Source organism: Pinibacter soli (assembly GCF_029961145.1).
GTDB lineage: Bacteria > Bacteroidota > Bacteroidia > Chitinophagales > Chitinophagaceae > Pinibacter > Pinibacter soli.
On record NZ_JASBRG010000007.1, the window covers coordinates 2191866 to 2206371 of the forward strand.

13 protein-coding genes are annotated in these 14506 nt (G+C 41.8%); 6 read left to right on the top strand and 7 right to left on the bottom strand.

Features of this window, described 5'->3' with window-relative positions; genetic code table 11:
• Positions 1–81: 81 nt before the first annotated feature.
• From QJ048_RS19310 to QJ048_RS19330, 5 genes are all read left to right on the top strand, one after another.
• On the top strand, positions 82–1098 hold the full coding sequence (locus QJ048_RS19310; RefSeq protein WP_282336050.1) for a fumarylacetoacetate hydrolase family protein: 1017 nt from the start codon (positions 82–84) through the stop codon (positions 1096–1098).
• Positions 1082–1957, top strand: coding sequence for a flavin reductase family protein (locus QJ048_RS19315; protein ID WP_282336051.1), 876 nt, complete (start codon positions 1082–1084; stop codon positions 1955–1957). The genes QJ048_RS19310 and QJ048_RS19315 overlap by 17 nt, the downstream gene beginning before the upstream one ends.
• A gap of 147 nt (positions 1958–2104) precedes the next feature.
• Positions 2105–2461 (top strand): 6-carboxytetrahydropterin synthase QueD, encoded by a 357-nt coding sequence (gene queD / locus QJ048_RS19320; RefSeq protein ID WP_282336052.1) that lies wholly within the window; start codon positions 2105–2107, stop codon positions 2459–2461.
• Positions 2462–2940: 479 nt separating this feature from the next.
• Positions 2941–4176 (top strand): ornithine--oxo-acid transaminase, encoded by a 1236-nt coding sequence (rocD, locus tag QJ048_RS19325; protein WP_282336053.1) that lies wholly within the window; start codon positions 2941–2943, stop codon positions 4174–4176.
• Positions 4177–4319: 143 nt separating this feature from the next.
• Entirely contained in the window at positions 4320–5024 is a 705-nt protein-coding gene (locus tag QJ048_RS19330) for a VIT1/CCC1 transporter family protein (protein ID WP_282336054.1), read from the top strand.
• A gap of 105 nt (positions 5025–5129) precedes the next feature.
• On the opposite strand, the gene QJ048_RS19335 is transcribed toward QJ048_RS19330, so the two are convergent.
• Positions 5130–5579, bottom strand: coding sequence for an EthD domain-containing protein (locus QJ048_RS19335; RefSeq protein ID WP_282336055.1), 450 nt, complete (start codon positions 5577–5579; stop codon positions 5130–5132).
• A 134-nt stretch (positions 5580–5713) separates the two neighbouring features.
• Between QJ048_RS19335 and QJ048_RS19340 the strand changes: the two genes are divergently transcribed.
• Entirely contained in the window at positions 5714–6982 is a 1269-nt protein-coding gene (locus tag QJ048_RS19340; RefSeq protein ID WP_282336059.1) for a PQQ-dependent sugar dehydrogenase, read from the top strand.
• Positions 6983–7113: 131 nt separating this feature from the next.
• Here QJ048_RS19340 and QJ048_RS19345 read toward each other — a convergent pair whose 3' ends face one another.
• The 6 genes from QJ048_RS19345 to QJ048_RS19370 form a co-directional block, all read right to left on the bottom strand.
• A complete protein-coding gene (locus QJ048_RS19345; protein WP_282336060.1) occupies positions 7114–7848 on the bottom strand; it encodes a LytR/AlgR family response regulator transcription factor in 735 nt (244 codons plus the stop codon).
• A 2-nt stretch (positions 7849–7850) separates the two neighbouring features.
• Positions 7851–8984: a sensor histidine kinase gene (locus tag QJ048_RS19350; protein WP_282336061.1), complete on the bottom strand. Its 1134-nt coding sequence runs from the start codon at positions 8982–8984 to the stop codon at positions 7851–7853.
• 187 nt (positions 8985–9171) lie between these two features.
• Positions 9172–9513: a hypothetical protein gene (locus QJ048_RS19355; RefSeq protein WP_282336062.1), complete on the bottom strand. Its 342-nt coding sequence runs from the start codon at positions 9511–9513 to the stop codon at positions 9172–9174.
• A gap of 291 nt (positions 9514–9804) precedes the next feature.
• The gene (locus QJ048_RS19360; protein WP_282336063.1) at positions 9805–10776 is read right to left on the bottom strand and encodes an arabinan endo-1,5-alpha-L-arabinosidase; all 972 of its coding nucleotides are present in this window, start codon (positions 10774–10776) and stop codon (positions 9805–9807) included.
• A gap of 186 nt (positions 10777–10962) precedes the next feature.
• The gene (locus QJ048_RS19365; RefSeq protein ID WP_282336064.1) at positions 10963–12930 is read right to left on the bottom strand and encodes an alpha-L-arabinofuranosidase C-terminal domain-containing protein; all 1968 of its coding nucleotides are present in this window, start codon (positions 12928–12930) and stop codon (positions 10963–10965) included.
• Between the two features lie 75 nt (positions 12931–13005).
• Positions 13006–14502, bottom strand: coding sequence for an arabinan endo-1,5-alpha-L-arabinosidase (locus tag QJ048_RS19370; RefSeq protein ID WP_282336066.1), 1497 nt, complete (start codon positions 14500–14502; stop codon positions 13006–13008).
• Positions 14503–14506 lie beyond the last annotated feature (4 nt).

Genomic DNA, 14506 nt, shown 5'->3' on the forward strand with positions numbered 1-14506 from the left:
AAGACCGCCCTATTAATTATTCTTTATTAATTATTAATTCGCCCTCGGTTATTTAAACAATAAAACAAGATTTGGCGCAACATGAAACTTCTCTCTTATATCGAAAAAGGCAGTGAGCAATTGGGTTTGCTGCATGAAGGTAATGTGTATGATATGCAAAGTTTGCATCCACAGCTGCTTTCGAAAATGGCTTTGTTCCTTGGCGATTGGGATACGCAGATCAGACTGGCGTCGCAGGCATTGGAACAAATTATCAGCGGGAAATTAGTGGTGACCAGCACGCCGTTTGGTCAGGTACAATTGCTTTCGCCGGTTCCGCGTCCTACATCCATGCGTGACGGTTATGCGTTCCGTCAGCACGTAGCAGCGGCGCGTCGTAACCGCAAAGTGCCGATGATACCTGAGTTTGATCAATATCCGATCTTTTATTTTACCAATCATCAGGCAGTGGATGGACCAGGAAAAATTTATTGCATGCCGGATCATTTCAACAAACTTGATTTTGAACTGGAATGTGCGATCGTTATTTGTAAAGAAGGCAGAAACATTAAAGCGAAAGATGCTGATGAATACATCGGCGGCCTCATGATCATGAACGATATGAGTGCCCGCACTTTGCAAATGGAAGAAATGTTACTGAACCTTGGCCCTGCAAAAGGAAAAGATTTTTCTACGACGCTTGGACCATATTTGGTTACAAAAGACGAATTGACAAACTACGAAGTTCCTGCAAAGCCAAACCATGAAGGTAAATCCTGGAACCTAGCTATGAAATGTTTTGTAAACGGTAAACAAGTAAGCGCAGGCAATCTTGCAGACATGGATTGGACATTCGCTGAAATAATCGAACGTGCGAGCTATGGCGTTACGCTTTATCCGGGTGATGTGATTGGCAGCGGTACTGTTGGTACAGGATGTTTCCTTGAACTGAACGGCACAGGCAAATTAGAAAACCCTGATTATAAAGAACAGTGGCTGCAAGATGGCGATGTGGTGGATATGGAAATTGACGCACTGGGCAAACTCTCCAATACTATTGTAAAAGAAGACACTGATTATTCCATTTTACAATTGAAAAAACATGCTCATCAATCTTAGTGAAATAACCACTGTACAAAGGCAGCAATATTTGCAACACGCCATCGCACCAAGACCGATCGCGTTTGCAAGCACGATTGATGCGGAGGGCAATGTAAACCTTAGCCCATTTAGTTTTTTCAATCTGTTTTCGTCTGACCCGGCTATTGTTATATTTTCTCCAAGCCGGAGAGTGAGAGATAATACCGTAAAGCACTCCCTGCTGAACGTGCAAGAAGTGCCGGAAGTGGTAATCAATATTGTGGATGAGGACATGGTGCAACAGACCAGCCTTGCGTCCTGCGAATATGAGAAAGGGGTAAACGAGTTTCTTAAAGCGGGCTTTACACAAGAACCTGCAACATTGGTAAAACCGCCAATGGTGAAGGAATCTAAAATAAAACTGGAATGTAAGGTTATTGAAGTTAAACCGCTGGGAACCAATGGCGGTGCCGGCAATCTGGTGATTTGCGAAGTACTTTGCATGCATATCGACGAAACCATTTTGGACGGCAAAGGCATGATTGATCAGCGCAAAATACACCATGTCGCAAGGTTGGGAAGCAACTGGTACGCCCGCATTACGCCGGATAATTTGTTTGAGGTAGAAAAGCCGAATACCAAGCTTGGAATTGGCGTTGACAAACTGCCTTCATTTATAAGAGAGCATAACACACTGACTGGCAACCATTTGGGTCAACTGGCTAATGTGGACATTTTACCGGCCGCAGAAGCCACTTTTAGGGATGAAAAACTATCCCAACTTGCCCAAACGACCAACGGCGAAAAAGCCAAACAAATCGCTCAGTACGCCGCGGAACTGCTGAACGAGGGCAAGGTGAATGAGGCCTGGCAAGCGTTATTACGCCTTGCTCAATAATTTGAAAATTTGAAAAATGTGGTAATTTGAAGATTCTTTCTGTGCATTTCCCTAACAAAGGGTAAACACCCGAAGCAGCTAATTTTCAAATTTTCAAATTACCACATTTTCAAATTAAGTACTTTTGCAGCCTGAAATTTGGGCAGTATGGAAATCTATAAGGAATTCTCTTTTGATTCAGCGCATTTTTTACCGAATGTACCGGAAGGGCACAAGTGCAAAAACATGCACGGCCACACCTACAAACTGAAAGTTTTCATTCAGGGAAAACCGGATGAGCATTACGGCTGGATCATGGATTTCAAAGAATTGAAAGACGCTATCGCGCCTATCATTGACACACTTGATCACAAACTGATCAATGATGTACCCGGTCTGCAAAACCCCACTGCGGAAAATATTACCATCTGGATCTGGAATACATTAAAACCTGTTTTACCAAAACTCAGCAGAATAGAATTGTATGAAACACCGACAACAGGGGTGATTTATTCGGGCGAATAAATCAATTAATAATTAAAAAATAATAGGTGCAGAACCGAGATAGTTGTCATTCATCGCTTATTGCATTGATTAGAGTTACTACGGTTCAACTTCCGATTTTACTTCGTATCGGAATCGCGATGAGACATCAATCGCGACGACGCAATTGAAGCTTAATGCTTATTCCACCGCTCACCTCACAACAAATATTTTCTAAGAGATACAAATTCAAGATGACAACAACCTCTTTCGCCGCCACACCTATTAATTATTCATTATTAATTGTTAATTGAACTTTTCTTATCTTGCATCTATCAGAACACTAATTCACATACCACATTTTCTTTCTTTCAACCTTGATTTCCTTAATCATCGAGGTTAGGTAATGTGCTACCCGCTGCATCTGGCGGGCAATTTCACCTGTCATTTATTTTTACCAATACTGTGTTGACACTAACTGCGTGCTGCACTATTATATCAACTTTTTAAAGACTGTTATCATGGAACAAACCCTTTCTGTAAGTGAGCAAACCAACTATTATTTGTCGCTGGAAGAAAAATATGGCGCACACAATTACCACCCGCTTCCTGTTGTTTTAAACAAGGGAGAAGGCGTTTTTGTGTATGATGTTGATGGCAAGCGCTACTACGATTTCCTGAGCGGCTATTCGGCTGTAAACCAGGGGCATTGCCATCCTAAAATTGTCGCGGCACTTATTGAACAGGCGCAAGAGCTTACGCTTACGTCTCGTGCTTTCTATAATAATTTGCTGGGAGAGTTTGAGAAAATGATCACCAACATTTTCGGTTTCGATAAAGTATTGCCAATGAACACTGGTGTTGAGGCGGTGGAAACAGCTATCAAACTTTGTCGCCGTTGGGGTTACTTGGTGAAAGGCATTGAAGATAATAAAGCAAAGATCATTGTGTGTTCTGAAAATTTCCATGGCCGTACCAGTACGGTGATCTCTTTCAGCAGTGATCCTGCTTCTTACAGCAAATTCGGGCCTTATACTCCGGGCTTCGAGATCATTCCTTATAACAATATTGAGGCGTTGGCAAATGCGTTGCAGGATAAAAATGTTGCAGGTTTTTTAGTAGAACCCATTCAAGGGGAAGCAGGTGTTGTGGTACCGACAGAAGGCTATTTGAGTAAAGCAAAACAATTGTGTGAAGTGCACAATGTACTTTTCATTGCAGATGAAATTCAAACTGGGTTGGCAAGAACAGGAAAAATGCTAGCCTGCGATCACGAGAATGTGCATCCGGATATTTTGATTCTTGGCAAAGCCTTGAGTGGCGGCACTTTGCCGGTAAGTGCAGTATTGGCAAATGACGAATTAATGCTCACCATTAAACCAGGTGAACATGGTTCTACCTACGGCGGAAATCCATTGGCTTGTAAAGTAGCGATGGCTTCATTGAATGCCTTGATAGATGAAAAGATGGCTGAAAATGCAGAAACATTGGGCCAATATTTCAGAGAAAAAATTGAGGCATTGAATTCTCCTCACATCAAATTGATCCGTGGTAAAGGCTTGCTGAATGCCATTGTTGTAGATCATGCAAACCGCGAAGCTGCATGGGACCTGTGTTTACAACTAAAAGAAAATGGCTTGCTGGCAAAACCAACTCACGGCGATAAAATACGTTTCGCACCTCCACTGGTGATTACCAAAGAACAGATTGATGAGTGCGTGGGGATTATTGCGGAGAGCCTGAAGGTGCTGGATTGATTGAATAGACTGAATGAACTGAATAGACTGAAACGTTGCTTGTGTAATCATTGAACTAGTGATGGAACGTCCTCGTTATAGATCAGTTTATTCAGTTCATTCAGTCTATTCAGTTATTCGATTATTCATTTTACATTTACCCCATGGAGCATCACGACCACCAACACAAAGAACTACATCTTCAGAGTTCGGATATTCTTACAGATATTGTTATCGGGATGAGCGATGGCCTTACGGTTCCGTTCGCATTAGCAGCGGGTTTGAGTGGCGCTGTTTCTTCGACGCATTTGATTGTAATTGCAGGTTTGGCAGAGATTGCAGCAGGTTCCATTGCGATGGGACTTGGTGGTTATCTTGCGGGCAAAACAGAAATTGATCACTATAACTCAGAATTGAAACGTGAGCATGACGAGGTGGAAACGGTTCCTCATAAAGAAAAAGCAGAAGTAAAAGAGTTCTTTGCTAATCTTGGTCTTAGTGAAGATGTACAGCAGCAAGCGGTTGAGGAGATGACGAAAGACAAAGAAAAATGGGTTGACTTCATGATGAAATACGAGTTGGGACTTGACAAGCCAGACCCTAAAAGAGCAAGGAACAGCGCTTTCAATATCGGTTTGTCTTATGTCGCCGGTGGCATTGTTCCGTTGTTGCCATATTTCTTTATCGATACGCCCTTACAGGCGTTAAAAATTTCCGCGGTTGTTACACTAATTTGTTTGTTTGCATTTGGGTTCTTTAAAAGTAAAATTACCGGTGTGAATCCGTGGGGCGGCGCATTACGTGTAACTGTCATTGGCGCTATTGCCGCAGGTTGTGCGTTTGGCATTGCGAGATTGATTCAGTCGTAGTAATTAATAATTATCGGAGGTGCTAACCCTTACAAATTATGACTTCAAAACTCTTCAGTTATCAAGAGGTTAACATTCATAAGAGAATGCAACAGCTATTAATTTTTAATTATTAATTATTAATTGCTCTACCATCACATCCCAATGCGAAATCAACAACTCAAACCTGTGTTGTTCATCTTTTTTTAGCTTCTCCTGATCGGGATATAGCTGCTTTTTGTAGGGATCGAGAAGATCGGTAGCGAAGGCCAGTGCCGCATTTTTAAACACGATTGTTACACGAAAATCCCATCTTGTGTCTTCGCCGGAATGTAACATTGGAGCCTGTGCCGAAACGCTGATAATGTCCCCTTTTTCTATCGCTTTCTTCAATAAAGGATAATGATTTTTCTTCCACAGATCAATGAATTCACCTGCAGATCCCCATTTTACTTTGTAATAATTTTCGATCGTAAAATATTCGTTTGTATTGCTTCGTTGTTGTGCGTTTGAATTGATTGCCATAAAAGAAACAATAACAACCAGTAACAATGATTGTAAAAGCTTGCATTTCATAAACAGTGTTTTTCCATAAACTACTCATTTTTAACACAGCATCCAAACGATCGGCAGGGGCATGTCTTTTGAATATACCTCTTTATCTGTATCATTTTCTCTTCCCATTATTATTCAAGCCAAATAAAATGACCATGAAAACAGGACACATTTTATTGATTATAACCATTGCTCCTCTGCTGTCTTTTGCGCAGCAAAAAGATACTTTACCGCCGCCGAATGCAACAAAATCACACATGAACTTCAGCAAGGTGAAAGGGTGGAAAGACGGAGCAAAACCAATTGCACCGGAGGGCTTTACAGTGGAGTTATATTATGATGGTTTACAAAATCCCCGCTGGCTGTACGTGCTTCCTAATGGCGATGTGTTAGTGGCAGAATCAAATACTCATCATGGATTCTTTGAAAAGATAGGCGCTGCGTTTATTGGTGCGAACAAATCCAACAGCATGAAGAAAAGCGCGAACCGGATCACTTTGCTTCGCGATGCTGATCACGATGGCAAACCGGAAATAAAAGAAACTTTTTTGAACGGACTCAAACAGCCATTCGGAATGTTGTTAATTGGCAATCATTTTTATGTCGGAAATACAGATGCACTTGTACGTTACACTTATGAAAACGGAGCTACGCAAATCACGTCCAAGGGCGAGAAATTGCTAGATCTTCCTGATGGGAAAATCAATCGCCACTGGACGAGAAATCTCATTGCCAACAAAGACAATTCAAAAATATACATAGCCGTCGGCTCGGGCACTGATCACGGTGAGAAAGGTTTGGAAAATGAAAAATTAAGGGGAAATATTCTCGAAGTAAGTCTTGATGGAACTGGGATGCGAGTGTACGGGGCAGGCCTTCGCAATCCTGTGGGCATGGCCTGGGCGCCGGGCACAGAAACACTTTGGACCTCCGTAAATGAACGCGACGAATTGGGCGACAATCTCGTGCCTGACTACCTGACAAGTGTTAAAGAGAATGGCTTTTATGGCTGGCCGTATTGTTATTGGGGTCAGCATCTTGATCCCCGCGTAGAGCAGGTACAGCCTGATCTTGTTCAGCGGGCGATAGTGCCGGATGTGCCGCTGGGTTCGCACACAGCGTCTTTGGGCCTTGCTTTCTATGACAAAAAAGCTTTTCCGGAAAAGTATCACAATGGGGCATTTATTACACAACATGGCTCCTGGAACCGCAAGCCTATCGCAGGATACAGGGTGCTATTTGTTCCGTTTAAAGATGGCAAACCATCCGGCAATCCCGAAGAATTCTTAACCGGCTTTATTAAAGATCTTGACAAAGGAAAGGTACGTGGTCGCCCGGTTGGTATCGTTGTTCTTCCTGATGGCTCGATGTTGATTACTGACGATACGAGTAATAAGATTTGGAGAGTAAGCTATGGCAAGTAATTAAGAATTAGCAATTAAGAATTAAGAATTGTTTGAGCGTATTATTCATTACAATTTCGGAAAAGCGAGTTGTAGAATATGAATTTGGCTGACCACACTTTGAAGAATTCTTAATTCCTAATTCTTAATTTCTAATTTCTAACGTCCAATGCTCTCATCACATTATTCCTATACAACTTCCCTACAGGAATTTCTGATTTTTCTACTTCAATGACTTCGTTTGTAAAAGAACGAATCTTTTCGAGAGATACGATAAAGGAACGGTGCGTGCGGAGAAACATATTGCCGGGCAACATTGCTTCGAGTGATATGATGGATTGACGAGTTACAATGGTGCCATTGCCGGTAAAGACTTTTACATAGTCCTTCATGCTTTCGATGTAGTGAATATCGCGCAGCATAACCTTTACCATTTTTCTATCAGCGCGGAAGTAAACAAAACTTTCTTTAACGGCGGGAGCTTCGTTGCTTACAGTGGTTTCAGTAAGTTGATTACTGCCTTTTGCATACAATACTTTGTTGATCGCTTTTATGAACCTTTCAAATTGTATTGGTTTCAATAAATAATCAACAGCATCAAGATCGTAGCTTTGAATGGCATAATCAGAGTAAGCAGTTGTGAAAATTACAGCCGGAGGATTTTTAAGTGTTTTAAGAAAATCAATGCCACTGAGTTGCGGCATTCTTATATCAAGAAAAATAAGTTGTACTTCGTGCTGTTGCAGATACGACAAAGCCTGTATGGCATTTCCACACTCTCCCACCCATTTTAATGCAGGCATTGCTTCAATGTAGTTTTTGAGTATGCTGCGTGCAGGTGGTTCGTCATCTATCACCAGGCATTTGATCACATTTGGGTCACTCATAATCAGGCATATTTTAGGGCGACTGCCGGCATCTTAACTTTTTGTTGCTGTAGTTCAATGTCAAGATTCACAACAAACACATCAACATCTTCAATGATAGAGAAGCTATGTTTTCCTTCATATAAAAATTGCAGCCGCTTCGTCAAATTCTGCAAACCAATTCCTCCCACTTTTGCAATTCCTTTGGAAGGAGCTTTACCATTCATTATTTTCAAATGCATAATATTCTTTTCAAAATAAATATGCATGTTGATCCATGGGTTCTCAAGCATTTCGCTGGCGCCGTGTTTAAAACTATTTTCGACAAGAGGCAAAAGCAACAGCGGCGCAATCTGGTATTCATCCACTTCTCCTTCCACATCAATATTTATGTCGGGCTTATTGCCGTAACGAACAGTCTCTAATTTTACATAATTTCTGATCATTTTTATTTCCTTGCTTAACGGCACTAATGGCTGATTGCATTCATACAGGATGTAACGTAGCATATCTGAAAGTCCCAACACAAGCCCCGAAGCAACAGGAGATGAATCTTGCGTATGTGCATATACGTTATTTAGCGTATTGAACAAAAAATGAGGATGCACCTGGGCCTTCAATAACTGCAATTGTGTTTCTACATTTTCTTTTTGCAGTTGCAGGTTGCGTTGTTCTTTTACATACCAGTATTTCATGAGCTTTATCGCGGCCGCCATTCCACCTATGGTAATACCACCGCGAAGCCCTGCAAGGAATGACAAAAAGAATGTTGCATAGAGAGAACTGGTAACGCTCGTGTACATCTGCGGAAAGAACATTTTCCTGAAAGGCATTACCAAATAGTTTGCAATCATCGCGGAAATTATGCCGGTTGAAACGACTACAATGATTACCATTATTGCGGCCATTGGATATTTTCCTTTCAGGATAAACCTTGGCACCACAAAGTACATAAGTGTGTAAGCCATGAAAATATGTGCGGGCAGAAATAGAAGCGATTCGGCCAGTGCACATGACAGTCGCTGGGTATAAGGAACAAAGGCCGAACCACAACCAAATGAATATAGAACTCCGCTGAATATCCACCAGCTGAACCACCACAGCAAATGCCGCGTATACTTGTATTTGTCGGAAAATAAGAGCGGATATTTTTCCATAACTACGAGGAATTTAAGCCTCCTTACTAAGTTACAAAAATGTTCAGCCTTTGAAAACCCGTAAAATCTGATAAGCGACGAACATTCGCTTTTTGTATACAGAAAATCTCAGGCTCCGTACAGACAAGGCATTGCCTTGTCTCAGCCAAAATTCCAACAAATGCGAAGACAAGGCGGTGCCTTGTCTCTACTTCAATACCTTGGCTACGATGGCTTCATCTTCTCTTAGTGTGTGTTTTTCTTCCCAGGCTACGATGGATGCATCCAGCGCATCTTTCAGCTTCATCAATGTCTTTTTCTTGTTGATATTTAGAGAGGTGCCGATCAGTTTTTCCCTGTAAACAAGTTGATTTTCATTGTTATAAAAGTTGATAACGGAAAATGAATTTCCTTTCTTGTTGTCTTCGAGAACCCAGTAGCCTTTGTCGGATATCCATTTAGGAGTTTTAGCAGCGCTTTCGTCTTGAGCACTTGCTTTAAAGCCAGTGGCAGTAACAACGATCGCGAGGATCAGGAGCATCTTTTTCATAACAAATCATTTTAAAAATTAAGGTCAGTATTGTTTTGTCGTATAAAATTATTCAACGGCAAACCTTTAATTTTTAATAATCGCGGGAGATGGGGAAATGAGAGATAGATTGCAGGGAATGTGCGATGAAATGATTTCGTCGATGATGCAGGAATCAGAAATTAGTTTTCTGTGCAAGACTCAGATTTACCACTAAGGCACTAAGGACACTAAGTTTCACTAAGAGTGGTTTTAATTTCAGCGATTCCTTAGTGAGGCTTAGTGTCCTTAGTGCCTTAGTGGTAAAAAAAACTACTTCACTTCAGGCCAGTCGTTTATCCACGTAAGTTCTTCGATGCGTAGCTTTGGCTTTCCATTGTCGTGGGCATCGTAGCCGTGGAAGATGAGATAATCTTTGTTGTCAAATGTTGCGACCGCATTATGTCCTACACCGTACCAGTTGCTATCGCCTTGGAGTAGCAGTGTTCCACCGCCTAGTGCCATGTCTTTATTGTTTTTGTCAAGATAAGGCCCGGTTACTTTTTCGCATCTGCCCACCATCATTTTGTAAGTGCTTTTCGGACCGCGGCAGCAATAATCAAATGACACAAAGAGATAAAAATATTTTCCTTTCTTAAAGATGAATGGTGCTTCTATGGCGCCGTCACCTGCAGCAGAATCTGCAGCAGAACTTCTCGGACGTGATGCAAGAGAGTGCCACTCTTCCGGTTGTGCTACTTTCTCCAAGTTGCTATCCAGCTTCACCAGTTTTATGCCGTCCCAAAATGAACCAAAATCCAGCCATGCAGTTTTATTTTCCTCTACGATCAAATTAGGATCGATGGCGTTCCACTTGTCTCTGTTGGGTACAGATTGAATGACTTTTCCAAGATCAGTCCATTTATAGTTTGGAGACCGAGGATCTAATGTTTTATTAATTGCAAGACCAATGCAAGAAGTGTTTTTTCCAAATGCGGAAACCGCGTAGTACAAATAAAATAAGCCATTATGAAAACTGATATCAGGCGCCCACACATGTCCCTTAAAGCCAGGAACTGCATCCACGGCCCATTGCGGAGCTTTCTCAAAAACAGGCTTCTCTTTTTTCCATTCTTTCATATTGGTGGAGGACCAAACAGAAATGCCCATGCCGGTACAGAAAATATAATACACACTATCCTGTTTAATGATTACCGGATCATGTACAGAAATGCTTGTCTCTGGCTTTTGCGCCTGTGCCAAAATTGAACAAGCTAATAAACTAAGAAGTAAAATATTTTTCATGGTATTACTTATTTGGAATATGGCACACAGATGACACGGATTAGACTGATACAAGGATCTTTTGGTCAAAAAAGAATTCCATACGCCTCTAATCCCTAGTTCCTAACTTCTAATTCCTAAAAAAATAGGGTTCAAGGTATAAGATTCTCATCTCACCTCAAACCCGTTTTAACAACAACTGAGAACTTATATTTTCACTCGTAGCACGCTAAATGAATAAGGTGCTGCAGAGAGATTTATTTTTTTACCGCTTAATTTAATCGTTGATTGTTTTGGAGAGACTTTTGCAGGATCGTTGAATGAATTCACCGCCATCAAGTCATCGCTTTGCAAAACAGTCAACGAGCCTTGTGAAGCTAACTTCTTAACACCATCGAGCGACAGCGACGTTTCCTGTGCCTTGTTCGATGCGTTTACCAATTTGATGATCAACTCACTTGTTTTGGTATCGATTGCGGCAGCAGCATACAAACTATCCTGACCTGCTACGACATCGTTGTTTAAAGTAATCGGCACTACTTTGTTTCCTTTGTTTAAAGAGAACAGTTGCTGCACATAGTAATCAGGTGTTCCGTAAGATTTCAGGTTGTTTACCCAAATAAGATCCGGCGTCCATTGCCAACCGTCCGCATGTGCGAATAAAGGTGCATATGATGCCATATTAACCACATCTGCATTACGTTCTAAGCCCGTCATGAAAGCAGCTTCAGACAATGCTGTCAACCAGCAGTTTCTGTTATCTACACTTACTGTTTTATCGCTTTGCGCAGCGTATTCGCCACCAAATATTTTTGAACCGTTGCGCGGATAACTATCATATCGTTTGGCATTCTCAAAGAACCATTCTGGCTTGCGATAATAATGCTCGTCGATAATGTCTGCGTTCATTTTGCGAAGCTCATTATTCAGGTAGTCGAAACGTTCGCCGTTAGGATCGGTACCGGAGCTGTTCACCAATTTGAAATCAGGGTATTTTGATTTGATCGCTTTTGTAAAAATTTTCAAACGCTCCACGTATTGCGGCCCCCAGTTTTCATTTCCAACACCCATCATTTTTAAATTGAATGGAGTTGGATGTCCCATGTCTGAACGCACCTTACCCCATTTTGTCGAAACATCGCCGTTGGCAAATTCGATCAGGTCGAGTGCGTCTTGCACATAAGGATCGAGTTCATCAAGTGTAGCAACTTCTGCAGAGTTGAATTGGCAAGCCATGCCGCAATTCAATATTGGCAATGGTTCGGCACCAATATCTTCTGCCAGTTGAAAATATTCGAAGAAGCCTAATCCGAATGTTTGAAAGTAATCCGGTGTTGGACGGTGTGCAAATTCAAAGTTCCAGCGATTGATCAGCAATTGTCTTTCTTCTACCGGACCAATTGTTTTTTTCCACTGATATCGTTGTGAGAGATCAAAGCCTTCTACGATACAACCACCGGGAAAACGGATGAAGCCGGGCTTCATATCTGCAAGCAATTGCACCATATCGGCACGCATACCGCCCGGTCTGTTTTTCCATGTGTCGCCGGGAAACATAGAGATCATGTCTAAATCAATAATACCATTTCCTTCGATTGTTATTTTCAATTTTCCTTTCAATTCAGTTGCTGTTGCATTGAAGCTTGCAGTTGCTTTGTGCCATGCATCACCGGATTCCTGCGGAGTGATGGTTGTACCACCAATGCTTTTTCCATTTGCATCCAGCAATTCAACAGTTAGTTTTACGCCCGGTTGTTGTTGATGATACATGAAAGAAAAATCATACCGCAGATCTTTCTTAATTCCCATGCCGCGAAAACCTTCATTCACCAATTCTATATCGCCTTTAGATGCATTGTTCGCTGTAACTCTTAAATATCGAGGGTTTGCAGTGTTTACATCTTTTCTGTTTACTACTAATACATCGCCTTCTGCTTTGCGTTTTACAGCCCAACCCATTAGTGGTCTGAAAAATTCAAATGAGCGATTTTTTACCATCTCGGCATAAATGCCGCCGTCTGCACCAAGGTTAATGTCCTCAAAGAACACACCCCACATCGTTGGCTGGATGTCTGCTTTCGGTTGGTTCACTTTTACCATCAATTGCTTTTGCGATCGTGCGTTGGGTACGCCGAGCGCAAGGGAAGCAATGATTAAGAAACTAAATTTTCGCATGATATAGTAAATGTTGAGTTCAGTTAGGAATTAGAAATTAGGAAGCAGGAATTAGACGAGGCTATCATAACCTTTTTACTTTTTCTTTCCCCATATTGCGGTGCCTGTATTGTTAAGGCCGGAGAAAATGATCGTTTGTTTTTTGTGTTCCCAGTCGCGTCCTTTTTGTACAAAAACTTTGTCTGTGTAACCGTTGCTCCAGTGCATTTCAAGCCATGGTGCGGTGTATGTCCATGTACTTGCTGCATCGCCGTTTAGTGTTCCATTCGCACCGATCGTTAAGCCTTGCGATACCTGGAAATCAGGAGATGCTTGTTCAGCTGAATAACCGGGCACAACACGATATCCTAAAATAATTTGCTCCCAATTTCCAGCAAGACTGTCTTTTGCAACAAGGCTGTTATCCTCCCACGCATATCTTTCAGGTGATGCAACAGGCCAACCATCTTTTGTCCAGAAAAGTTTTCTTACATGAAGATCCATAAAGTATTTGTTTATGGCCGGTCTGCCCTGATGCCCGATGTAATAATTTCCTGCGCCATCGTCAAACACAGTACAGTGTGACACGCCCTGCCATCCGCTGTGGTCGCTGAATTGATAAGGCGCAACGATCATTGGTGCGTGATCAACATCTGTGTTGATATCAACACCATTGAAATCATAGAACGGACCTTGAGGACTATCGCCTTTTCCAACACGTATATTGTATTTTGTTTCCAGCCAATCGTAGGCAATAAAGAGATAATATTTTTTCTGATCAGCGTTGTAAATAATTTCTGCACCCTCGATATTGCCATTGTATTTTCCACTCGTGTATCCACGATTGGCAACACGTACGCCAATATCTCCGTTGCTGTTCGCAAGTCCTGTTGCAGGATCTAATTTCAGCACGTAAATGCCATCCCATGCAGAACCGTAATACATCCAATGCTCGCCAGCAGGAGTTACAATTACAGTTGGATCAATCGCATTCGTTTGACGAATGGCATTATTAGTGGAAACAACAACTGTTCCTTTTTCAGTCCATGGCCCTTCCGGATTGGTTGCAGTGGCCAGACCTATTACACTTAATCTTGCTGTTGCAGATGACAAAGAGTAATACAATCTGTATTCACTGCCCACCTTCATTACATATGGTGCCCACAAAGAGTTGTTGGGAGTTCCGCTTTGCTGTTTTATATAGTCAGCGCCTTTTGTGGGAAGTGAATTAAAAACCCAGCCCACAAACTGCCATTGTACAAGGTCTTTTGATTTGCGTATTTGTAAACCCAAACGAACATCTATGCCATAACCTGCATCGGTACTATAGCAGTAGTAGTAATCACCAAATTTCTTTATAGACGGATCATGCACGTTGTAACTGCCCCATTGCAGGTAATTTGCAAACGGTGCTACTTCTGCATAAGTATCGTTGATCGAATTAATGTCGAACGTTGCCGGTGGGGGAACTACAACAGTATCAGCGCCTCCATTGTTGGTACCGCCGCCGCTTTTGGAACAAGCAAGTGGGAGCAATGCTGCAGCAAACATCACTGCTTTTGCACAAATATTATTTTTATTAAACAGTCGCATTTGT